This is a genomic window from Mycobacterium parmense, assembly GCF_010730575.1.
Classification (GTDB): Bacteria; Actinomycetota; Actinomycetes; order Mycobacteriales; family Mycobacteriaceae; genus Mycobacterium; species Mycobacterium parmense.
The window spans coordinates 353,992-375,288 of the sequence record NZ_AP022614.1; the positions used below are offsets into that span (position 1 = coordinate 353,992).

Below are 21,297 nucleotides of genomic sequence, written 5' to 3' on the forward strand. Positions count from 1 at the left end.
GGAAATGGCCGGGCGGACCCGGTGCGAAGAAGGGAAGCATGGCCATCGAGGGCACACCCGCGTCGACACGCACCGGTGACGCCCGATTCGGCGAGGCGCCCCTTGCTCAAACGGTCGCCGCGGCCGGCGCGATGCGGCGCCTGAGCTCGCTGTTGCTCTCCCTCGAGCACCCCCACCCCGCGGTGGAGGCCATGTTGGGCAAGTTCGGCGAGTGGGAGGCCGAGCTGGCAGCGTCCGCCCCCCGGGACAATGCCCCGCGAATCGGCGAGATCCACGACGATCCCCGGCGGGTGTACCTCAACCACGCCACCGACATCGGCGCGTACAACCCCTGCTTTCCCGAGTACTCTTTCGATGACCTCGATCCCGACCAGGCGACCGGACGCGTATCCTTTCCCCTGGTCTACGAAGGACCGCCGGGCCTGGTGCACGGCGGTTTTCTCGGGGTGTTCTTCGACTGCGTGATCCAGCACCACAATTGCCGCACGGGGCTGTCCGGCAAGACGCGATCGCTGACGGTCAAATTCCGCCGTCCGACGCCGCTGCTGACCGAGCTACGATTCGACATCACCCGGTCACAGGTCGAGCGGGGCATCACGTCCACGGCGCGATTGCTGCTCGACGACGAAGTGCTGTGCGCCGGCGAGGTCACCACCTTGGCTTCGCCACCGGAAAAGCTGGCCGGGACCAAATTCGGCCGGCGACGAAAGGGGTCCGGCTCATGACCGCCTCGGACGATCGGGTGCTCTACGAGGCCGACCGCGACCGCCGCATCGCGACGATCACGCTCAACAACGCCGAACAGCGCAACTCCTACGATGCCGCAATGCGCGAAGAGGTCGCCCGCTGCCTGGATCGCGTCGCCGACGACGACGACCTCACCGTGGTGCTGCTTCGCGGCGCCGGCGGGGTTTTCAGCACCGGGGCCGACATGAACAACGCCTACGCCTGGTACGGCGAGAAGCCAGACGGCGGTCGCGATGAGTCGGCGGCCAGGCGCCGGCCCAGTCAGCGGCGACGACTTACGGTGGACCGCAAGTCGTTTGGGTTCTATCACAATTTCATGGGCTTTCCGAAGGTGACGGTGGGCGAGATCGCCGGATATGCCCTCGGCGGCGGTTTCGAGATGGCCCTGATGACCGACATCTCCGTGATCGCACGCGACACCAGGATCGGCATGCCTGCCACCCGTTTCCTCGGGCCGGCGCTCGGCAGCCTGCACATGTTCTTCCACCGGCTGGGACCGGTGTTGGCCAGGCGGCTGCTGCTCACCGGAGACATCGTCGACGCGGGAGAGCTCGAACACCTCGGAATATTCACCGAAACGTGCGATTCCGGCTCGGTCACCGCCCGCGCTCGATACTGGGCCGAGAAGGCGGCCAAGATGCCGGCCGACGGGGTGGTGATCGCCAAGGAGGCCTTCCGCCTCGTTGAACAAACCCAGGCGTATAACGGTGAAGAAGTCGCGAGCTATCTGTTCCACGCGTTCGGCACCAACTTGCAGTTCGGGCCGGGGGAGTTCAACTTCGTCAAAGCGCGCGCTCAGCACGGCACCAAGGAAGCGTTTCGGCTACGCGACGCGCACTTTCACGTGCCGGATCCCGACGCGTGACAAGATGTTCGCGATGCCGGTCAGCGGGTGACCGTGGTCCCGGTCCGCGCGCGCTGACCGGATGATTTGACCGCCTTGCTCTGCCGCGACGGTGTCGCCTTGTCGCCCTTGGCCTCCGCGCCTTGCTCGATCAGCCGGCCGGCGTGGTCGAGGATGCAGGTGAGGCCGTACTCGAAGTTGGTCTCGTCGGGCGCCCCGATCCGGTGACCAATCCCCGTCACTTGCGCCAGCAGCGGAGTCATCTCGGGATCGATGGCGACGGCGTCCTCGATGGCGCGGGGCCCGACGTCCGACGATTGGTTCTTCTCGTAAAGCCGTTGCAGCACCACTGAACCGCGTACGTGAACCGAAACCGCGGAATACGTATCGAAGGCGTCCTCCGGAGACAGGCCGGCCTCCACCAGGTTGGCGATCGCGCGCTCCATCTCCTGAGCGCCCATGCGCGCGGCCTTGGGGCTCAGAGCCGCGCGAATCAGGATCAGGTCACACAGAATCGGATTGCCCATGAACGTCTTACGCATCAGGCGCGCGTGGTTGCGCAGCGTCTCCCGCCAGTCGCTGGCTTCGACGTAGGGGGTGGCGAACACATATTTGCTCAACGCCCGGTCGGTCATCGCGTTCAGCAGATCGTCCTTCTTGCGGAAGTACCAGTAGATGCTGGTGACGCCGACGCCGAGATGCTTGCCGAGCAGCGGCATGCTCAGGTTGTCGATCGAGACCTGCTCGGCGAGTTCGAAAGCGCCGCTGATGATGTCGTCAGGATTGATGGAACCGCGTTCGCGTCGTTGACGCTTGTCGGCGGTCGCCTGCTTTGCCACTACGGGCACCTCCATCAAGATCTGTCCTGTGTGCGCGGTCGTTCGGCGGTGACCATCAAGCTTACCGGTGGCCATCCGATCGGTCGGTCAGGCAGTCATTCCGGGCGGCTGTCGTGCGCTTTTCTTCTGCTACTGTAATACCTATCGTAGGCTTTGTGGTAACCGAAGCCGAACGGGTGATGATGACGTAATCGGCCGTGAGGGCGACTCGCCGGCCGGGTCAGGGGCCACGCCATGGACCCAGGGCCGGCGAATTCCGTGGCGGTGCTGGGCCGCAGCCACCGTCAATTCGACGGTGGTTCGGACGTCACCTGAGCAGATCGATGAAAATCCCTGGGCGACAGAAGGAGTGAGCCATGGCCACGGCCGGCGAGGCGCGTGCGTGGGCACGCGAGGCACTGCGGGGAATCGGCGATTCCCTCTACACCCCCTTCTGCGGCCGCGACGGGGACGACATCGACTGGGACGCCTACCGGAGTTTGGTGCGGTACTGCGTCGGCGCCCTCGGACACCAGATGTTGTGGTGCACCAGCGGCATCGCCGAGTTCTGGTCGTTGACGCTCGACGAGCGAAAGCGGTTGCTGGAGGTCGCGATCGAGGAGGGCCGCCGCGCCGATCCGGACGTGGTGATACAAGCATGCACGGCGGCCACCTCGGCCAAGGACTGCGTGGACCTGACCCTGCACGCCCAGCAGGCCGGCGCCGACATCGCCTATATCCAGACGCCCATGATGGAGGCCCACGGGGGCGAAGGCGTGCTGCGCTTCTTCGCCTATGTCGCCTCCCGCACGGACCTCGCCCTGGGCATGTTCAACTCGCCCTCGTCGGGATATGTGCTGACGCCGGCCGAGGGCGCGCGCATCTACGACGAGGTGCCCGCGGTGTGCGCCACCAAGGAGGGTGCGTTCAGGCCCGGCAGCAGCCGGTTGCTGCACCGGCTCGCGCCCGATCTGGTGATCTGGGAATGCGACAAGACGGTGTATCGCGCCGGATGGCTGCGTGACGGGATCGTCTGCCCGGCTCAGCTGGGCACATCCGGTTACCTGTTCGAGACTCCGCAGCGGCGACTGTTCTCCGAGTACTGGGATCTGGTGTACGACGGCAAGCTCGTCGAGGCCATGGAATACGCGCGCCATTCCGGCCTGGACCAGTTCGACCTGGACATCGGGTCGTGGTGGACCTGCTATCCGGGACGATCCGATTACTTCACCCACTGGGGTGGTGCGTTCAAGTACGCCGCGTCGCTGCTCGGTCTGCCGGTGGGCGACCACCCCGATTCCCGGCCTCCCCAAGCGCTATTGCCGCCCGAGGCCAAGGCCCAGATCGAAGAGGCCTACCTCCGCCTCGGCCTGATCGATGCGAGGCGCCCCACCGAACTCGTTGTGCCACAGGCGTAAGGCAGGGTTGCGGACAACGGCAGAAGGCCCGGCCACCCACGGTGACCGGGCCCTCGCTGGGATCGGAGTCGTTACTGCTCGGCCTTCTGGCGAGCCTCCTCGACCTTGGCTTTGCCGCGAGCCTTCTCGGCCTCGGCTTCCTTCTTCGCGGCGCTGCGCTGGGCGTCCGCCTTGTCCTGCTGGGCCTTGCCCTCGTTGACCAGGTCGTTGCGGCCCGTTACCGTGCCGATGACCTCTTTGACGCGGCCCTTGACCTCTTCGACGACGCCCTTGACGGCTTCGGCCACTCCGCTCGGGATGTCAACCATCGCTTTCTCCTCCTACTGGCTCCTACTGGGTGCGTGCTGTAATGGGTTCCCGATCCACGCGGCGAAAGAAACGCGATCGCGACGTGTCGCTCGCCACAGGCCGTTCGCTGAACGCCGCTGCCCCGGCTCGTAAACACGGCGAATGAGTCGGCGCGGGCTTAGCTTCGCTGAGCGGATCAAAGGATTATCCGCATCTCAGCGGGGGCATACCGGACGCAGGCGGCGGCCCGCTTGCTCGGCTGGAAAGCGGCCTGACCGGGAGCCGCAGTGATCGAAGTGATCGAAAGGACGAGCATGCTCACACTCGGCGTCATCGGATGGATCGTCATCGGCGGCCTTGCCGGCTGGATCGGCAGCAAGATCATGGGAACCGACGCGCAGATGGGCGTGGTCCTCAACATCGTCGTCGGAATCCTCGGCGGACTGATCGGCGGCTTCCTGCTCCGGGGCCTGGGCGTCGAGGTGGCCGGCGGCGGGTTGCTGTTCTCGTTTCTGACATGTCTGCTCGGCGCGGTCATCCTCCTGGCGATCGTCAAACTGATCACCCGCGGCCGGGCGTCGCGGTAGGAGACCGAACCGCCCGCTGCGCTGCGCCCAGCGCCCCGAAATTCGCTGTTCCACCACCGTTCCCCCGCCCGTGACGGCAGTTGTGGAATGCAGTACCGATAGGTATACAGTATGCGTACTAAGAGGCTGATTCTCCTCGGACGGGCGTGAGGGAGGTGGCGGGGCGTATGTCCGCCAGCGACGGTGCTTCCGACGATGCGGTGCTGTACGAGGTGACGGCGACCGGCGTCGCGATCATCAGTTTCAATCGCCCGGAGCGCCTCAACGCGTGGGGGCCCGACATCGCCGCCGGGTTCTATGCCGCGGTCGACCGTGCCGAGGAAGACCCCGCCATCCGGGTCATCGTGTTGACGGGCCGGGGACGGGGCTTCTGCGCGGGCGCCTACCTCGGGCCGCCGAGTTCGGCGGCCACCTACGACGAAAAGATGGAGAAGGCCGGTCAAACCGACCTGGCGGACCTGGTCGGGGAGCGCCCCCCGCATTTCGTGACGCAACTGCGCAAGCCGGTGGTCGCGGCCATCAACGGTGCCTGCGTCGGCATCGGATTGACCCAGGCGCTCATGTGCGACGTCCGGTTCGCGGCCTCCGGCGCGAAATTCGCCGCGGTGTTCGCGCGCCGCGGCCTGATCGCTGAGTTCGGCATCTCGTGGATACTTCCGCGCTTGACCACCTGGGGCGTCGCGCTCGATTTGTTGTTGAGCGGCCGCACCTTTCTCGCCGAGGAGGCTGCCCAGCTCGGCCTCGTCAAAGAGGTTGTGGCGCCGCAGGACGTGATGAGGCGTGCCCTGGACTACGCCGAGGACATCGCCCGGAACTGCTCACCGGCCTCGATGGCGGTTATCAAGCAACAGGTGTACGGAGACGCCGCGCGCGACGTCGCCGATGCGACGTCACGCGCCGAGGTGCTGCTGCGCGAGGCGATGCCGCGGCCGGATGTGGTTGAGGGGATCACCAGTTTCCTCGAGAAGCGGCCGCCGCAATTTCCGGCGCTACCTTCCCAGCCTCCAGTTAGTTCGAGTCCCGCGCTGACTTCCACCGACGCTTAGCGTTCGCCGGTGGCACCGGAAAGGATGACCATGGCCGGTTTGGGCTATAAGGCGATTGACGTCGACAACCATTACTACGAACCGCTGGACGCCTTCACCCGCCACCTGGACAAGAAGTTCAGGCGGCGCGGCGTGCAGATGCTCAGCGACGGGAAGCGGACCTGGGCGGTGATCGGGGACCGGGTCAACCACTTCATCCCCAACCCCACCTTCGACCCGATCATCGTGCCCGGGTGCCTGGACCTGTTGTTCCGCGGCGAGATCCCCGAAGGCGTCGACCCGGCCTCGCTGATGAAGGTCGAGCGGCTGGCCGGCCACCCCGAATACCAGAACCGTGACGCGCGGATCGAGGTGATGGACACCCAGGACATCGAGACCGTCTTCATGTTGCCGACCTTCGGATGCGGCGTCGAAGAGGCGCTCAAGCACGACATCGACGCGACGATGGCGTCGGTGCACGCATTCAACCTGTGGCTCGACGAGGACTGGGGCTTCGACCGGCCCGATCACCGAATCATCGCGGCGCCGATCGTCTCGCTGGCCGATCCGGCGAAGGCGGTCGACGAGGTCGAGTTCGTGCTGGGCCGCGGCGCCAAGCTGGTGTTGGTGCGGCCTGCGCCGGTGCCCGGCGTCGTCAAGCCGAGGTCGCTGGGCGATCCCAGTCACGACCCGGTGTGGGCCAGGCTGGCCGAGGCGGGGGTGCCGGTGGGCTTCCATCTCAGCGACAGCGGCTATCTGCACATTGCCGCGCAGTGGGGCGGCAAGGCGACCTTCGAAGGTTTCGGGGAAAAGGATCCATTGGATCAGGTGCTTCTCGACGACCGCGCCATCCACGACACGATGGCCTCGATGATCGTGCACGGTGTCTTCACCCGTCACCCGAAACTCAAGGCGGTCAGCATCGAAAACGGTTCCTACTTCGTGCACCGCCTGGTCAAGCGCCTCAAGAAGGTGGCCAACACCTATCCGCGCCATTTCCCCGAGGACCCGGTGGAGCAGTTACGCAACCACGTGTGGATCGCCCCGTACTACGAGGACGACCTGCCCGAGCTGGCCGCAGTGATCGGCGTCGAGAAGATTCTGTTCGGATCGGACTGGCCGCACGGCGAGGGCCTGGAGTCGCCCGTGTCGTTCACCGAGGAGCTCAGCGGCTTCAGCGAAGCCGACATCCGGAAAGTGATGCGCGACAACGCCCTTGACCTGCTGGGCGTCCAGGTTGGGTCGGCCGCTTGATTATCCGGGCTGGGTTGCGCCAGTGAGCGAATGGACCATAGGCGCGGTTCTCGACGCCATCGCCGACGTCATCCCGGACCGGACGATGACCGTGTGCGGCGGCCGCCGCAGCACCTTCGCCGAATCGGCAGAACGCACCCGGCGCGTCGCGAACTTCCTGTCCGGCAGGGGGTTGGGAGCCTACCAAGAGCGCGCGGCGCTGCAGAATTGGGAGTGCGGGCAGGACCGTGTCGCGCTGTTGATGCACAACGATCTCTATCCCGACATGGTCATCGGCTGTCTGAAGGCCCGGACCGTGCCGGTCAACATCAACTATCACTACACGCCGCGCGAGGTCGGTGAACTCCTCGACTATGTCACGCCGCGGGCGGTCATCTACCACCGGGCGTTGGGCGCGAAGTTCGCCGATGTGCTCACCCGTGACCGCGCCGAGGTGTTGCTGGCGGTCGACGATGACAGCGCGGCCCCGGACCTGCCGGGTGCGGTGTCACTCGATGATGCACTGGCGGAGGGGAGTTCCGACCGGAACGTGGCGGCCTCCCCGGACGACCTGCTGATGATCTGCACCGGCGGGACGACCGGGCGGCCCAAGGGTGTGCTGTGGCGACAGTCCGACATCTACGTGTCGTCGATGGTGGGCGCGGACCACGCCTCCGCCTCGGAGATCCACGACAAGGTCCGCGGCAACTCCGGGGCCCCATGGTTCGCCGTCTCGCCGCTGATGCACGCGGCCGGCATGTGGACCGCGTTCTCGGCGATCATGGCGGGCACCACCGTGGTGCTCTATGACACCGGCAAAAAGCTCGAGCCCCGGTCGGTGTGGGAGACGGCGCAGCGCGAGAAGGTCGGCCTGATGACGATGGTCGGCGACGCGTACGCCGCGCCGTTGGTAGAGGAATTGCAGCGCGGCCGATACGATCTGTCGTCGCTGTACGCTATCGGCACCGGCGGCGCCGCGACGAATCCGAAGTATCAGCGTGCCCTGCTGGAACTGCTGCCGCAGATCACCCTCATCAACGGCTACGGCTCGTCGGAAACCGGGAACATGGGGTTCGGGCACAGTCGTCGGGGCACCCGCAGCGACACGTTCACCCTGCGCGACGGGGGACTGGTGCTCTCCGAGGACTACAGCCACTTCCTGGCCCCCGGCGAGCGCGAGGTGGGATGGGTGGCCCGAGAGGGGCGAATCCCGTTGGGCTACTTGGACGATCGCGACGCCACGCGCAAGACCTTCCCGGAGATCGACGGCAAGCGGGTGGTGATCTCGGGCGACCGTGCCGGACTGGACGAGGACGGCACGTTGCGGCTGTTCGGCCGAGATTCGCTGGTGGTCAACACCGGCGGCGAGAAGGTGTTCGTCGAGGAGGTCGAGGAGGTGCTGCGCGCGCACCCGGTCATCGCCGATGCGCTGGTGGTCGGCCGCCCGAGTGAGCGGTGGGGCGAAGAGCTTGTCGCCCTGGTCGAACTCCGGCACGGTCACCCCGAAGCCGACACCGCTACCCCCGAGGAGTTCCGCGCGCTGTGCACGTCGCGACTGGCACGGTTCAAGGCGCCCAAGGAGTTCATCTTCGTCGACCACGTCCACCGTCTGGGCAACGGCAAGGCCGACTACCGTTGGGCGAAAAGCGAAGCCTCCAGACAAGCCACAGCGAAGGCGCCGATGTCGACATGAAAGCAATCGATTGCCTGGTCAACGTGCACTTCGGCGAAACCGACAAGCAGCCGACGTGGATGCTCAAGGTGCGTGACGACTACTTCAAGGGTCCCGAGTCGATGTTCGCGCCGGTCGACCTGTCGGAGCTGCTCGACGAGATGGACGCCCACGACGTGCGCAGGGCCATCCTGATGGACAACCTCGCCAAGCCGTCGATGACCGCGCGCAAGTTCGTCGAGGAGAAGCCGGAGCGCTTCGCGTTGGCGATCGGCGGTGTGGACCTGCTGCGTCCGATGCCGTCGCTGCGCGAACTCAGCGCCGCCGTCAAGGACCTCCCCGTTGCGTATGCGGCTGTGGGGCCGAGCTTTTGGGGCGATGGCCAATACCCGCCGAGCGACGCCGTCTACTACCCGCTCTACACCAAATGCGCCGAGCTGGAGCTGCCGCTGTGTGTCAACACCGGCATTCCCGGACCGCCGATCCCCGGGGAGGTACAGAACCCGATCCACCTCGACCGGGTCTGCGTGCGCTTCCCCGAACTGAAGCTATGCATGATCCACGGCGCGGACCCCTGGTGGGACGTCGCGGTAAGGCTGTTGATCAAGTACGCCAACCTGCGCCTGATGACGTCGGCGTGGTCGCCGAAGCGGTTGCCGGAAAGCCTGCTGCACTACATGCGAACCCGCGGACCCGACAAGGTGATCTTCGCGTCCGACTGGCCGGTGTTGAAGATGCGCCGCGTCGTGCCCGAAGCCGCGGGACTGGACCTGCCCGCCGGCGTGCTCGAAAACTATCTCTACAACAACGCAAACGAATTCTTCTTCGGTGGCCAGGAGGAACGCTGAGCATGGACCGCTACGAACTGCGCAGGCTCGACTACAGCCTCACTCCGGATCACGAGGCCTTACAGGCCGCCTATCGCGACTTCTTCAAGACGCATTGCCCGATCGAGACCGTGCGAGCGGCAGAGGAAACCGGTTTCGACAAGAACCTATGGGAGCGCCTGTGCGCCATGGGAGCCACGACGATGGCGCTGCCGGAATCGGCGGGCGGGGACGGGGCCACACTGGTCGACCTGACGCTGGTGGCCGAGGAGATCGGGCGCTCGCTCGCGCCGGTGCCGTGGATCGACCAGGTCTGCGCGGCGCGGCTGTTGTCCCGGCTCGGCTCGTCGGAACCCGATGTGGTGCATGGCAAGCGGCTCGCGGCGCTCGACCCCCAGCACGACAGCGTATCCGGGACGCGGCTTGTTCCCGCGGGGTCGATCGCCGATCAGATCACCGTCCGTGACGGCGCCGATGTGGTGCGGCTGACCTTCGACACCCGCCCGACGAAGGTCGACAACATCGGCAGGCTGCCGATGGCGTGGGTGGACCCCGCCGCCGCCGACAGTCGCGTCGTGCTGGCAAGTGGAGCCGATGCCTTGGCGCAATATCAACGGGCGCTGGACGAGTGGCGGGTGCTGACCGCGTCGGCGCTGGTGGGTCTGGTGGAGGAGGCCATGACGATCGCGGCCGAGTTCGCCAAGACCCGTTACACGCTGGGCGTGCCGATCTCGACGCTGCAGGGCATCTCGCATCCGCTGGCCAACATCGCGATCACGGTGCAGGGAGGCCGCAACCTGGCGCGGCGTGCGGCGTGGTTCTTGGACAACGAGCCCGACGAGCGCCCGGAGCTGGCGCCCTCGGCCTTCGTGTTCATGGCGGAGGAGGCGGCGAAGGCCGCGACCATGGCGGTGCATGTGCAAGGCGGTCTTGGTGTTTCGTCGGAGGCGGCCGCGACGGCGTATCTTGTGCGAGCGCGTGGTTGGGCTCTGGCCGGGGGGGACCCCGGCGCCAGCGCCAAATACATCGGCGGGCTGGTCGCCGCGCGCGAAAGTGGAAGGGGCGCTTGAGTGGATTTCTCGCAAGTCACCCTGTCCGGTGACGACCACGCTTTCCTGCAGGAGGCCCGCGAGTTCCTGCGCACGCATGTCACGGATGAGGTCAAGCGCCGCGACCGTGAGACCGGCGACAACTTCGACGAAGGGGTGCACCTGGCGCTGGGCGCCGCCGGCTATCTGGAGCGCGAGTGGAAGTCCGAGTCCGAGGGTGGCTTCAGCCGGGTGCGCCGTCGGATCTGGGAGCTGGAGAAGCGGCGCGCACATGTTCCCTGGGTGACCTGGGGTACCACCGCCATGGTGGCCCGCTCGGTGGCGAGGTTCGGATCGCCGGAACTGCGGGACGAGGTGATGCCGGGCGTCTTCAGCGGACATGTCCGGCTGTGCCTGGGCTACACCGAGCCAGAGGGCGGCTCGGACATCGCCACCTGCAAGACCCGCGCGGTGCGGGAGGCGGACGGATCGAGCTGGGTCGTCAACGGCTCGAAAATGTTCACCACCGGGGCACACAACTGCCAGTACGTCTTTCTGATCACCAACACGGACCCAGGGGCGCCGAAGCACAAGAGCCTGACGATGTTCCTGGTCCCCTTGGACTCACCCGGGATCGAGATCCAGGGCATCCGTACCGTCGACGGCGACCGCACCAACATCGTGTACTACAGCGACGTGCGGGTGGACGACAAATATCGGCTGGGCGATGTCAATGCCGGGTGGACGGTGCTGCGCGAGCCCCTCAACACCGAGCACGGCGCGGTGGCGGCCGCCCCTGACGGGCTGCAGGACGTGTCGATCATGATGCACCAGGCCGGTTTCATGGCCGACGCGCTGGACAAGGCGGCGGGCAAGGCGACAGAGCGGAATCACAACGGCGTCAGGCTGATCGACGACGCGTCGGTGGCCTACCGGTTGGGACGCAGTGCCGCCCGGATGGAAGCGGCGCTGAGCGCCCCCGGCATCTTCGGGCGGGTCGCCCTCGCCCAGACGATGCGCGACATCTCGCCGGAATTGATGGATATCCTGGGCACGGCGTCCGCGCTGCCGCTCGGCACCGACGGTGCGGCCGACGACGGCGCCTCGGAATACTCGTTCCGTTTCGCGCCGCTGGTCGGAATCTACGGCGGCACCCTGGAAGTGTTCCGCAACATGATCGCGCAGTATGCGCTCGGTCTGGGTAAGCCCAACTACTCACCGCCGCTGACGAAGACGCCCTGACGCCTCAGCCGCGCGCTCAGGTCGTCAGGATCGTCGCCGCGGCCGTGCCCGGCGCACCGTAGAGCTGTGCGAACCCGACGCGTGGCTCGCCCGGCACCTGACGATCGCCGGCCTCGCCGCGCAGTTGCCGCACCAGTTCGTGGATCTGACGCAGGCCGGACGCCCCGATGGGCTCGCCGTTGGCGATGAGGCCGCCGTCGGTGTTGACCGGCATCGGGCCGCCGATCTCGGTGGCGCCGTCGGCCAGCAGCTTCTCCTGGTCGCCGTCGGGACAGAAGCCGCACTCGGCCATGTGGATGATCTCGGCGCCGGCGTCGGTGTCCTGCAGCTGGATCACGTCGACGTCGTGCGGTGAGACGCCTGCCCTTTCGAATGCCGAACGCGCGGCGTATACCGTCGGCGCGACATCCTCGTCGACCGGCGCGAAGGTGGTGTTGACCTCGTAGGCGCCGTAGCGCCGGGTGCGGACCTCCACGGCCCGCAGGTAGATCGGCCTGGACGTGTAGCGGTGGGCGATGTCGCCCCTGCACATCACCACCGCCGCCGCGCCCTCGTCGGGCGCGCAGAACATGTATTGGGTGAGTGGGTAATTCAGCATCGCCGAGTTGAGGATGTCCTCTTCGGCCATCGGCTTGCGCCGAAAAGCGTTCGGGTTCAGCGCGCCATTGCGGAAGTTCTTCGCCGCCACCTTGGCGAGCGTCCGCTGGGAGATGCCGTGGTCGTGCAGGTAACGGTTGGCCTTCATGCCGAAGAACTTCGTCGTGAGATATTGCCCGTTCTCGGCGTACCAGCGCGGCATTCCCACCAGCGCGGGATCCTCGGTGAAGGCGCCGCGCGGATGCTTGTCCAGGCCCACGGCTATCCCGATGTCGTAGTCGCCCAGCCGGATGCCGTCGGCGCAGGCTTTGGCGGCGCTGGCCGCCGTCGCGCACGCGTTGAACACGTTGGTGAACGGGATGCCCGACAACCCCACCATGGCGACGATCGCGTCGGGATTGGCCACCGTCCAGCTGCCGCCCGTGGCGGCTTGGATGTCCTTCCAGCTGATGCCGGCGTCGGCGACCGCGAGCTGGATTGCTTCGGCGCCCATCGCCATCGCCGACTTGCCTTCGAACCGGCCGAACGGGTGCAGCCCCACCCCGATGATGGCGACGTCGTTCATGGGCGTCGCTCTCCCTCACAGGCGGGAGGTTCCGCCTCATCCCTACGTAGTGCGTCGTCGGCGGCGCGGTTCACGCTATGGCTCCGCTGTTCTTGAGTTCCTCGATGCGGTCCCAGTCCATCCCGAGCTCCATCAGCACGATCTCGGTGTGTTCGGATGCCTGCGGCGCCCGCGTCGTCACCAACGGCTCGTGGTTGAACTGGACGGGGCCGCGCACGACGCGGAAAGGCTTTCCGCCGCCGGCGAGTTCGATCTCGCTGATCATGTCGTTGGCGATGGCCTGCTCGTCGTCGACGAGGTCGAGGAGGCTCTGGAACGGCGCCCATTGCCCCTTCATCGCCTTCAGGTGCTGCCGCCAATACTCGAAAGTCTTGTCCGCAAAGGCTTTCGCGATGAGTTCGGCCGCCGCGTCAGCGTTCTGGATCAGCGGCAGCACGTCGCAGAAGCGCGGGTCGTCGGCCGCCTCGGGGATACCGAGGTGCTCGAACGTGTCACGGATCAACCCGGTCGGGCTGATGATGCACAGGTTGATCGTCCCGCCGTCGGAGGTTTCGTAGTTGCCCATGAAGGGATTGACCGAGGGGTTGCCGGAACCGGGCATGGGCGTGCGCATGACCTCACCGGTCTCCATGCCCTGCGTGACGCTCGCGCCGGCCGCCCACCAGGCCGTGCTGAGCAGCGACACGTCGAGCTCGAGGGCCTCGCCGGTGCGCTCGCGGTGCAGCAGCGCCGCCGAGATGCCGCCCGCGATGAACATGCCGCCGATGGAGTCGCCGAACGCGGGGATGCCTTGTCCCAGTGCGCCGCCCAACTCTTCCGGCGTCAGCGCGTACCCAACGCCGCTGCGCGTCCAGAACGCCGTCCCGTCATAGCCGCCGACGTCACGCTCGGGGCCCTTGTCTCCGTACGCCGAGCCACGGGCGTAGACGATGTCGGGGTTCGCCGCGCGGATGTGCTCCACGTCGAACTTGTGCCTCTGCCGCTGGGCGGGCATGTAATTGGTGAGGAACACATCCGCGGTCTTGGCCAGTTCGTAGATGACCTCCTGGCCGCCCGGGGTGGAGACGTCGATCCCGACGCTTCGCTTGCCCCGGTTGGGGTGCTCCATCAGCGGATGGCGCTCCGGGTCGACCTGGATGCCACCCATGTTGACGAAGCCGCGCTGGGTGTCGCCGCGCACCGGGTGTTCGACCTTGATCACGTCGGCTCCCCAGTCCGCGAGAATGGCTCCCGCCGCGGGCACGAACGTGAATTGCGCGAGCTCGAGGACCCGAAATCCCCTCATGACCTTCACCATTTGTCCCGACCCTACTTGGCGTCGAATGTCACGGGAAGGGCTGTCGGCGACCGGAAGGGCTGCCCATGGATGTGGGGGTCACCGTCGGTCAGCAGGGTGATATTCGTCAGCCGGCTCAGCAGGCACTGCACCGCGACGCGGGTCTCCATCCGAGACAGGTGCAGACCCAGGCACGTGTGTTCACCGGCGGCGAAGGAGATGTGCGGCACGGCCTTGCGGAAGATGTCGAATTGCTCCGCGCGCTCCCAGCGCCGCTCGTCGCGATTCGCCGAACCGATGCACACTCCGACAACGGCGCGCGCCGGAATCGTGATCCCGTCCATTTCGGTCTCCTCGGTCGTGAAGCGCTGCACGGTGGTCAGGGGGGTCTCGTAGCGCAGAGCTTCCTCGATCGCCTGGGGAATCAGCTCGTGGTCGTCTTGCACCGCTGCGAACTGGTCCCGATGGGTCAACAGCAGATACAGAAGGTTGCCTGACGAGCGGTAGGTGGTCTCCAGCCCGGCGGGCAACAGCAGCCGCAGAAAGGAGTAAATGGCTTCATCGCCGAGCTTTTCGCCGTCGATCTCCGCGGTGACCAGGTCGCCGATGATGTCCTCGGTCGGCGTGGATCTGCGACGCTCGATCTGTAAGAGAAAGTAGTCCTTGAGCGCCGCCGACGCCTCGAAGGCGCGCTCGTAGTCGATGTGGTAGCTGATCAACTGCACGGCACGCTTGCGGAACATCGGCAGGTCCTCGGCCGGCAGCCCCAGCAGCTCGGCGATGACGCGGGTGGGGAATTCGAAGGTGAACTTGCGCACCAGATCGGCTTCGCCGCTGTCGATGAACTCATCGATCAACCTGTCACAGATCGGTCGCACGGTCGCCGGCTCCCAGCGGGCCAGCGCCTTGGACTTGAAGGCAGCGGACACCAGGTTGCGGTGGTCGCGATGCTTCTTCCCCCCCATGGCCAGAATGGTCGGCCCCATGAACAGGCCGATCGTCTTGTCGTACGGCGCCGAGCTGAACACCCGGCCGTCGCGTAAGACCCTGTTGACCGCGTCGAAAGATACCGCGGAGTACTCGCGCTTGGGCATCAGCGTCTCGGGTGTCTTCGAGTAGTCCATGACGCTTCCGCGGAATACGCCGGACTGCCGCCGCTTGTGGGCGAAGAAGGGGTAGGGGTCGCGGAGGCTGACGGTCTGCTCGTCGGTACCGGCGGCGGCGTGCACGTTGGTCGTCACCTGGATCCCCACCATCTTCAGCGTGAACGGCATGTCCTTGCGCGTAAGATCGTACTGTAATTCTTACAGTAGACAATATGGGGCGTGCTGGCCGGTCCGCGCGCGGCGGCGCGCGCTTCACCGGAGGCCGTGAGCGTCTCGTCGGTGGAGCAAGGCGATGATCAGCCGTTTACCGCCTGCTCACGCGCCCACCGGTAATCGGCCTTGCCCGACGGGCTGCGCTCGATTACGGGACGGAACACGATCGCCTTCGGGAGTTTGTAGCGGGCCAGCGATCGAGCGGCGTGGGCCACCAGCTCGTCGGCTCCGGCGTCACCGCCTTCCGTCAGCGCGACGACGGCGACGACCTCCTGGCCCCACCGTTCGCTGGGCCGTCCGGCGACCACCACGTCGGCAACGGCCGGATGCGACGCGATCGCGGTCTCGACCTCCTCGACGAAGATCTTCTCGCCGCCGGAATTGATGGTGACCGAGTCGCGGCCCAGCAATTCGACGTTGCCGTCGGCGCGTTGGCGCGCGCGGTCGCCCGGGATCGCGTAGCGCACCCCGTCGATCACCGGGAACGTCTTGGCCGTCTTGGCCGCATCGCCCTTGTACCCCAACGGAACATAGCCGCGCTGTGCCAGCCAGCCCATGCCGTCGTGGCCCGGCTGCAGGATCGCGGCGAGGTCATCGGAGGCCACGAAGGTGTCCGGGCCGGCGTTGAAGGTGCCGGTCGACACCGACCCAGCGGTCGACATGTGGTGCATCTGCGCGCCGGTCTCGGAGGATCCGACGCCGTCGACGACGACGGCGTTGGGCAGCACCTCGATCAGGCGTTGCTTGACGTACGGGGTGAGCAACGCTCCGCCGTTGGCGATCACGGCCAGCGACGACACGTCCGCGATTCCCTCCTCGATGGCGGCCACCAACGGGCGGGCCATCGCGTCACCGACCACCGTCACCACCATCACTCGCTCGCGCTCGATGGTGCGGACGACCTCCTCGGCATCGAAATGGTCTACCACCGAAGGGAATACGACGGTCTGCCCGGTGGTGATGGCCGTCATGACGCTCCACTGGGCCGCGCCGTGGATCAGGGGAGGCAAGATCATCAGCTTAGTGCCCGGGCCGGCGGCCGCCCTGTCCACGATCTCCTCGAGGGAGCTCGAGGGCTCACCGGTCATGAGATTGCGTCCGCCGAAGGAGGTCATGAAGATGTCGTGCTGTCGCCAGAGCACGCCTTTCGGCATCCCCGTCGTCCCGCCGGTGTACAGAACGTACAGATCGTCGGGCGAACTCTGCGCCGGCGCTTGCCCGGGTGGGCTGGCCGCGATGATGCTCTCGTAATCGACTGCGCCGTCAAGCAAGTCGTTGCCCGAGTCGTCGGCGATCTGAATCAGGACGCGCAGCTGTGGGAGCTCTGGCAGGATCTCGGCGACCCGCGGCGCGAACACGGCGTGGTAGATGAGCGCCGTCGCGCCGGAATCCGCGAGCAGGTAGCGCAACTCGGCTTTGACATAGCGGAAGTTGACGTTGAACGGGGCAACCCGCGCCTGGAAGGCGCCGAGCAACACCTCGACGAATTCGTTCCCGTTATAGGCATAGATGCCGAGCAGATCTTGGCCCACCTCGTGGCCGGCCAGTGCGGAGCGCTCCGTGTGACACCCCAGCCCCTGCGCATGCAGGTATGCGGCGAGGCGGTTCGACCGTTGGATGATCTGCGCGTAACTGAATCGCCGGTCGCCCTGGATCAGCAGCTCGCGATCGGGGATGGCGGCCGCGACGGCCTTGGCGACGGCGGGCACCGTGAATGCTGTTGCGGTGTGGGACATCAGGCCTCTCACGGCTGGTGGGGTAGCAGGCGGACCATCAAGCCGTTGGCCTCGCTCAGCAGCGTGCCGTTGGCCGCCGCCATGGTAGCCGAGATGAAAATCTTCCTGCCGTCGATACCGGTGATCCGGCCGTGGGCGGTCAGCGTTTCGTCGATCGGCGTGATGTTGCGATAGTCGACGTGAAGGAAAGCGGTCCGGGTCGGGGGAGAGCCCGCGGTCGAGACCACCATCCCGAAGAGCCAGTCGTAGAACAGCGGAATCATGCCGCCGTGCACGGCCCTGTTGCCGCCGACATGGGACCGGGTGAAGCGCCCCTGCATGGTGACGCCGTCGGGCCCGGATCCGGTGAGGCTCCACGGCGGCATCAGCGGGTGGCCCAACCCGGGCAGGTCGAGGAGCCGGCCGGCCGGCGCCATGCCTTCCGGCACCTGATGGCCATCGAGGAGGGCGCAGGCCTTGTCCACGTGCCGGGCCGCCTCGGCCCACGCCGAGGAATCCGGGTTGGTCGACACGGTGAGGTCTTGCAGGCGGCGCACCGCGGCAACGAAGCGCTCGAGGCCCGGCGGCATGTCCTCGGCCGGCCTGATGTCCGGAAAGCCGCCGCGCATGGGGTGCTCGGTATCGGTCACGGCCGCTTCCACGCCCGCAGCAGATCGTCGGTGGTGGTGATGGTCGCGAGCAGCGACAGCGTGTTGGCGATGACGGCCTCTCCGTACTCGGTGGGTACGCCGGCGACGGCGTCACGCGGCACGACCACGCGATAGGCCGCGTTGACGGCGTCCATCACGATATTGGGTATCGCGATGTTGAGGGAGACGCCGACGACCACGATGGTCGCCACCGAGAGGTTGCGCAGCACCGAGTCCAGGTCGGTGCCCCCCATCGGCCCGACACCATGCCAGCGACGGAGAACCAGATCCGTGGGCTCGGGGCCCAATTCGGGCAGGAGGGCGGCCCCGGCCGTGCCGGGGGCGATGTCGACCATGCCCTTGGCGGGCCCGCGGCGCGGACCGAAGATCCTGGCGTTGTGATTCGACCCGAGCCCGTCGGGCCGTCGCTGCACCAGGCAGTGCACGACCCGCACCCCGGCGGCACGGGCGGCGGGCAGCATCCGGACGATGTTGGGCAGAGCGACGCGGCGCGCCTCCTCGGCCAGCGCGGCGAGGCCGGCGTGCGGGCCCATGACCGCGCCCTGGCACTCCTGGGTGACGATCGCGGTGTGGGCGGGCGCCGCGATCTCGGCGAGTTCGAGTGTCATGCCGATGCGGACACTTCGGGCGGGACGTCGTAGAACTGCGTGGCCCACTTCCGCAGGGCCATATACCCTTTGGCGTCCACCTTGGACAGGGCCGGACGCTCCACGTATTTCTGGTAGCGCCAGATCTGCAGATCGTCGAAAACGGTGGACAGGAACTGCCTCTGGATGAGATCGCGCAGCTTGCCCTCCGGCACGTCGGCGGTGTCGCCGGGAACGCGCGGCCACCAAATCGAGTAGAACAGGTCGGAACATTTGTCGTCGACGGGTGTGCAGGTGAAGATCAGCCGATGGTTCTGGGCGCCCTCGAAGACGCTGATGGCTCCACCGAGGCCGAACAGGTGGCTGTGGAACCGCAGCGCGAGGTCATCGGGGTTGTCGCTGCGCGCGTCGGGCCAGCCCGCGACGAAGTGCCATTCCTGGTCGACGATCTCCCATTCCAGCACCCGGGGCGTCACCGTGGCGTGGTGCACGTATTCGAAATGCGCGCTGTCCGGGGCGTTCTCCGCGACGATCTGCGGGTGGACCGGTTCGCGGTCCGCTCTCCGGGAGAACTCGGGGTAAGCGCGGTAATAGGCCGTGGGGTCGGTCTCGAACTGCGGGAACTTCTCGAAGATGTCGGGCATCTCCCAGTGCGGCTCCTTGCCCGCCGGATGGTGCCAGATGAACACGCAGTCGTATTGCTCGCGGACCGGATAGACCCGAAGTGTGAGGGCCCGGTTGGGCCGGTCCGGCTGGTAGGGGATGTATCGATTGGTGCCGTCGGGTCCCCAGCGCCAGCCGTGGAACGGGCACTGCACGCAGTCGCCCACCACCGTGCCGCCGTGACCGATGTGCGCGCCGAGGTGTTTGCAGTGCGCCTCGAGGACGTGCAGGTCGCCGGAGTCATCGCGATAGGCGACCAGGTCCTCGCCGAAGTACCGCAGGGGCCGCACCTCGCCGACCGGAAACTCGGGCGACCACCCGATCATGAACCAGCCGGTGACCTTCCAGGTGAAGGGGACTTTCACGTCGGCGCCTCTCGTTTCATTGATACTAAGTCCGTTACAGTATAGATTTCAGCAGTCATGCCCGTGCGCGGCAAGGAGCGAAATGACCGAGGCGGCCCGGCACCGCCGGCGAACACGGCCGTGTCGTCAGATCCGTGCTGACGCCGAGCGCCCGGCCCCGACCATTCTGGAACGGAGCGCTGACGATGACTGAGGCCGATACCTCCTTCGAAGCCATCGTGATCGGCGCCGGATTCTCCGGGCTCTATATGCTGCATCGGCTGCGGCACCTCGGCATCCGGACCCGGGTCCTGGAGAAAGCGCACGACGTTGGCGGCACCTGGCTCTTCAACCGATATCCCGGGGCACGGTGCGACATCGAGAGCATCGAATACTCGTACAGCTTCTCCGAAGAGATTCAGCAGGAATGGGTTTGGACGGAGTCGATGCCGGCCCAGCCCGAGATCGAGGCATACCTGAACTTCGTCGCCGACCGGCTCGATCTGCGCCGCGACATCCAGTTCGGCACCAAGGTCGTCGCGATGGTCTTCGACGAGGAAGCCGCTGCGTGGGCCGTCAGAACCGAGGCCGGCGAGACCTTCCAGGCCCCGTTTGTCGTCGCCGCCACGGGCATCTTGTCCGTGCCGCTGGAACCCGGCATTCCCGGGATGAGCGCTTTCGCCGGAACGTCGCTGTTCACCAGCCGATGGCCGAAGGAGGGCTTCTACCTGACCGGAAAGCGGGTCGGCGTCATCGGCACCGGCTCGACCGGTGTTCAGCTGATTCCCGTCGCGGCACGGGAGGCATTGCATCTCAGTGTCTTTCAGCGTTCACCCACCTACACCTTGCCGTGGCGCGTGCACCGGTTCGAGCCGGGCGAGCTCGAGGAGATGAAGGCTCGATACGGTGAAATCCGTGCGGCCCAACGCGAGCATCCGATCGGCGCGGCACGGTTGAGCGCATTCTCGGTGCTGCTCGAGATGCTCGGCAAGCCGCCGTTGAAGTCGGCGTCGCGCGAGGAACAACTGCGCGCCGTCGAGCAGAACGGCGTGTTGGGGGCGCTCAACTGGGGCGACATCTTCTTCGACATCGACGCCAACCGGATGGCTGCCAAACTCTACGGAGAGGCGGTGGCCCGAATCGTCAAGGACCCGCAAACGGCGGCCTCGTTGGTGCCCACGCATCCGTTCGCGTGCAAGCGGCCGATCATCGACCAGGGTTATTACGAGACGTTCAACCGGGACAACGTCACGCTGGTCGACCTCCGGAAGTCGCCGATCCGCGAGGTGACTCAGACCGGCATCCGGACCGAGCACGAGTTTCACGAGCTGGACGTCATCGTCTACGCCACCGGATTCGACGCGATGACCGGTGCGCTCAGCAGAATCGATATACGCGGTCGCGACGCGGTGTCGCTCGGCGAATTCTGGGCCGGCGAAGGTCCGCTGTCTTATCTGGGGCTGGCTGTTGCCGGCTTTCCCAACCTGTTCACGGTGCAGGGACCGGGCAGCCCCAGCCCAGCCACCAATTTCGTCCCCGCGCTGGAACAGCATGTGGAGTGGATCGGTGACTGCATCGCGCACATGCGCGCCAACAAGATTCGGACCATCGAGGCGCTCGCGGCCGCGCAGCAGGAGTGGATGGACCACACCACCTCGCTGGTCGCGTCGACCGTGCTGGTTCATCCGACCTGTAACTCGTGGTACAACGGCGGCAACGTTCCCGGGAAGAAACGGATGTACATGGGCTATACCGGTGGAATCCCCGAGTACCGGCGCCGCTGCGATGAAGTCGCGGCGGGTGGCTACACCGGTTTCAAGTTGGCCTAGGT

At 66.5% G+C, this 21,297-nt stretch carries 20 protein-coding genes; 11 read left to right on the forward strand and 9 right to left on the reverse strand.

The window, feature by feature from the left end:
- Positions 1–38: 38 nt before the first annotated feature.
- Complete coding sequence (locus G6N48_RS01620) at positions 39–725, forward strand: hotdog family protein (protein ID WP_085268915.1); 687 nt, start codon at positions 39–41, stop codon at positions 723–725.
- The gene (locus G6N48_RS01625; RefSeq protein WP_085268914.1) at positions 722–1,612 is read left to right on the forward strand and encodes an enoyl-CoA hydratase/isomerase family protein; all 891 of its coding nucleotides are present in this window, start codon (positions 722–724) and stop codon (positions 1,610–1,612) included. The genes G6N48_RS01620 and G6N48_RS01625 overlap by 4 nt, the downstream gene beginning before the upstream one ends.
- Before the next feature lie 20 nt (positions 1,613–1,632).
- Here the strand turns inward: G6N48_RS01625 and G6N48_RS01630 are convergent, their stop codons facing one another.
- Positions 1,633–2,445, reverse strand: coding sequence for a TetR/AcrR family transcriptional regulator (locus G6N48_RS01630; RefSeq protein WP_085268913.1), 813 nt, complete (start codon positions 2,443–2,445; stop codon positions 1,633–1,635).
- A gap of 341 nt (positions 2,446–2,786) precedes the next feature.
- Between G6N48_RS01630 and G6N48_RS01635 the strand changes: the two genes are divergently transcribed.
- On the forward strand, positions 2,787–3,827 hold the full coding sequence (locus G6N48_RS01635; protein ID WP_085268912.1) for a dihydrodipicolinate synthase family protein: 1,041 nt from the start codon (positions 2,787–2,789) through the stop codon (positions 3,825–3,827).
- A gap of 71 nt (positions 3,828–3,898) precedes the next feature.
- Here the strand turns inward: G6N48_RS01635 and mbp1 are convergent, their stop codons facing one another.
- On the reverse strand, positions 3,899–4,135 hold the full coding sequence (gene mbp1, locus G6N48_RS01640; RefSeq protein WP_085268911.1) for a microaggregate-binding protein 1: 237 nt from the start codon (positions 4,133–4,135) through the stop codon (positions 3,899–3,901).
- Positions 4,136–4,429: 294 nt separating this feature from the next.
- On the opposite strand from mbp1, the gene G6N48_RS01645 reads away from it, so the two are divergent.
- From G6N48_RS01645 to G6N48_RS01675, 7 genes are all read left to right on the forward strand, one after another.
- Entirely contained in the window at positions 4,430–4,702 is a 273-nt protein-coding gene (locus G6N48_RS01645) for a GlsB/YeaQ/YmgE family stress response membrane protein (protein ID WP_085268910.1), read from the forward strand.
- Positions 4,703–4,869: 167 nt separating this feature from the next.
- Positions 4,870–5,748 (forward strand): enoyl-CoA hydratase, encoded by an 879-nt coding sequence (locus G6N48_RS01650; RefSeq protein ID WP_085268909.1) that lies wholly within the window; start codon positions 4,870–4,872, stop codon positions 5,746–5,748.
- A 30-nt stretch (positions 5,749–5,778) separates the two neighbouring features.
- The gene (locus tag G6N48_RS01655) at positions 5,779–6,981 is read left to right on the forward strand and encodes an amidohydrolase family protein (RefSeq protein WP_085269039.1); all 1,203 of its coding nucleotides are present in this window, start codon (positions 5,779–5,781) and stop codon (positions 6,979–6,981) included.
- 22 nt (positions 6,982–7,003) lie between these two features.
- Positions 7,004–8,653, forward strand: coding sequence for an acyl-CoA synthetase (locus G6N48_RS01660; protein ID WP_085268908.1), 1,650 nt, complete (start codon positions 7,004–7,006; stop codon positions 8,651–8,653).
- Positions 8,650–9,480 carry an amidohydrolase family protein gene (locus G6N48_RS01665; RefSeq protein ID WP_085268907.1) on the forward strand — a complete coding sequence of 277 codons (831 nt, stop codon included), beginning with the start codon at positions 8,650–8,652 and terminating at the stop codon, positions 9,478–9,480. Before G6N48_RS01660 ends, G6N48_RS01665 begins: the two co-directional genes overlap by 4 nt.
- Positions 9,481–9,482: 2 nt before the next feature.
- Entirely contained in the window at positions 9,483–10,529 is a 1,047-nt protein-coding gene (locus tag G6N48_RS01670; protein ID WP_085268906.1) for an acyl-CoA dehydrogenase family protein, read from the forward strand.
- Entirely contained in the window at positions 10,530–11,729 is a 1,200-nt protein-coding gene (locus G6N48_RS01675; RefSeq protein WP_085268905.1) for an acyl-CoA dehydrogenase family protein, read from the forward strand. It abuts the gene before it with no gap.
- 16 nt (positions 11,730–11,745) lie between these two features.
- On the opposite strand, the gene G6N48_RS01680 is transcribed toward G6N48_RS01675, so the two are convergent.
- The 7 genes from G6N48_RS01680 to G6N48_RS01710 form a co-directional block, all read right to left on the reverse strand.
- Positions 11,746–12,891, reverse strand: a complete 1,146-nt coding sequence (locus G6N48_RS01680; RefSeq protein WP_085268904.1) for a thiolase family protein — start codon at positions 12,889–12,891, stop codon at positions 11,746–11,748.
- A gap of 70 nt (positions 12,892–12,961) precedes the next feature.
- Positions 12,962–14,176, reverse strand: a complete 1,215-nt coding sequence (locus tag G6N48_RS01685) for a CaiB/BaiF CoA transferase family protein (RefSeq protein WP_085269038.1) — start codon at positions 14,174–14,176, stop codon at positions 12,962–12,964.
- A 23-nt stretch (positions 14,177–14,199) separates the two neighbouring features.
- Positions 14,200–15,423, reverse strand: coding sequence for a cytochrome P450 (locus tag G6N48_RS01690; RefSeq protein ID WP_085269037.1), 1,224 nt, complete (start codon positions 15,421–15,423; stop codon positions 14,200–14,202).
- Positions 15,424–15,569: 146 nt separating this feature from the next.
- Positions 15,570–17,222 (reverse strand): acyl-CoA synthetase, encoded by a 1,653-nt coding sequence (locus tag G6N48_RS01695; protein ID WP_085268903.1) that lies wholly within the window; start codon positions 17,220–17,222, stop codon positions 15,570–15,572.
- A gap of 8 nt (positions 17,223–17,230) precedes the next feature.
- The gene (locus G6N48_RS01700; RefSeq protein WP_139825748.1) at positions 17,231–17,830 is read right to left on the reverse strand and encodes a PaaI family thioesterase; all 600 of its coding nucleotides are present in this window, start codon (positions 17,828–17,830) and stop codon (positions 17,231–17,233) included.
- Between the two features lie 17 nt (positions 17,831–17,847).
- Positions 17,848–18,480: a cysteine hydrolase gene (locus G6N48_RS01705; protein ID WP_085268902.1), complete on the reverse strand. Its 633-nt coding sequence runs from the start codon at positions 18,478–18,480 to the stop codon at positions 17,848–17,850.
- The gene (locus G6N48_RS01710; protein ID WP_085268901.1) at positions 18,477–19,487 is read right to left on the reverse strand and encodes a Rieske 2Fe-2S domain-containing protein; all 1,011 of its coding nucleotides are present in this window, start codon (positions 19,485–19,487) and stop codon (positions 18,477–18,479) included. The genes G6N48_RS01705 and G6N48_RS01710 overlap by 4 nt, the downstream gene beginning before the upstream one ends.
- A gap of 185 nt (positions 19,488–19,672) precedes the next feature.
- Between G6N48_RS01710 and G6N48_RS01715 the strand changes: the two genes are divergently transcribed.
- Positions 19,673–21,295 (forward strand): flavin-containing monooxygenase, encoded by a 1,623-nt coding sequence (locus G6N48_RS01715; protein ID WP_085268900.1) that lies wholly within the window; start codon positions 19,673–19,675, stop codon positions 21,293–21,295.
- Positions 21,296–21,297 lie beyond the last annotated feature (2 nt).

Excerpts from the sequence above, each read along its gene's own strand:
- G6N48_RS01620 (WP_085268915.1), top strand. The coding sequence starts at position 39 with ATGGCCATCGAGGGCACACCCGCGTCGACACGCACCGGTGACGCCCGA.
- G6N48_RS01625 (WP_085268914.1), top strand. The coding sequence starts at position 722 with ATGACCGCCTCGGACGATCGGGTGCTCTACGAGGCCGACCGCGACCGC.
- G6N48_RS01630 (WP_085268913.1), bottom strand. The coding sequence starts at position 2,445 with ATGGAGGTGCCCGTAGTGGCAAAGCAGGCGACCGCCGACAAGCGTCAA.
- G6N48_RS01635 (WP_085268912.1), top strand. The coding sequence starts at position 2,787 with ATGGCCACGGCCGGCGAGGCGCGTGCGTGGGCACGCGAGGCACTGCGG.
- mbp1 (WP_085268911.1), bottom strand. The coding sequence starts at position 4,135 with ATGGTTGACATCCCGAGCGGAGTGGCCGAAGCCGTCAAGGGCGTCGTC.
- G6N48_RS01645 (WP_085268910.1), top strand. The coding sequence starts at position 4,430 with ATGCTCACACTCGGCGTCATCGGATGGATCGTCATCGGCGGCCTTGCC.
- G6N48_RS01650 (WP_085268909.1), top strand. The coding sequence starts at position 4,870 with ATGTCCGCCAGCGACGGTGCTTCCGACGATGCGGTGCTGTACGAGGTG.
- G6N48_RS01655 (WP_085269039.1), top strand. The coding sequence starts at position 5,779 with ATGGCCGGTTTGGGCTATAAGGCGATTGACGTCGACAACCATTACTAC.
- G6N48_RS01665 (WP_085268907.1), top strand. The coding sequence starts at position 8,650 with ATGAAAGCAATCGATTGCCTGGTCAACGTGCACTTCGGCGAAACCGAC.
- G6N48_RS01670 (WP_085268906.1), top strand. The coding sequence starts at position 9,483 with ATGGACCGCTACGAACTGCGCAGGCTCGACTACAGCCTCACTCCGGAT.
- G6N48_RS01680 (WP_085268904.1), bottom strand. The coding sequence starts at position 12,891 with ATGAACGACGTCGCCATCATCGGGGTGGGGCTGCACCCGTTCGGCCGG.
- G6N48_RS01685 (WP_085269038.1), bottom strand. The coding sequence starts at position 14,176 with ATGAGGGGATTTCGGGTCCTCGAGCTCGCGCAATTCACGTTCGTGCCC.
- G6N48_RS01690 (WP_085269037.1), bottom strand. The coding sequence starts at position 15,423 with ATGGTGGGGATCCAGGTGACGACCAACGTGCACGCCGCCGCCGGTACC.
- G6N48_RS01695 (WP_085268903.1), bottom strand. The coding sequence starts at position 17,222 with ATGTCCCACACCGCAACAGCATTCACGGTGCCCGCCGTCGCCAAGGCC.
- G6N48_RS01700 (WP_139825748.1), bottom strand. The coding sequence starts at position 17,830 with ATGCGCGGCGGCTTTCCGGACATCAGGCCGGCCGAGGACATGCCGCCG.
- G6N48_RS01705 (WP_085268902.1), bottom strand. The coding sequence starts at position 18,480 with ATGACACTCGAACTCGCCGAGATCGCGGCGCCCGCCCACACCGCGATC.
- G6N48_RS01715 (WP_085268900.1), top strand. The coding sequence starts at position 19,673 with ATGACTGAGGCCGATACCTCCTTCGAAGCCATCGTGATCGGCGCCGGA.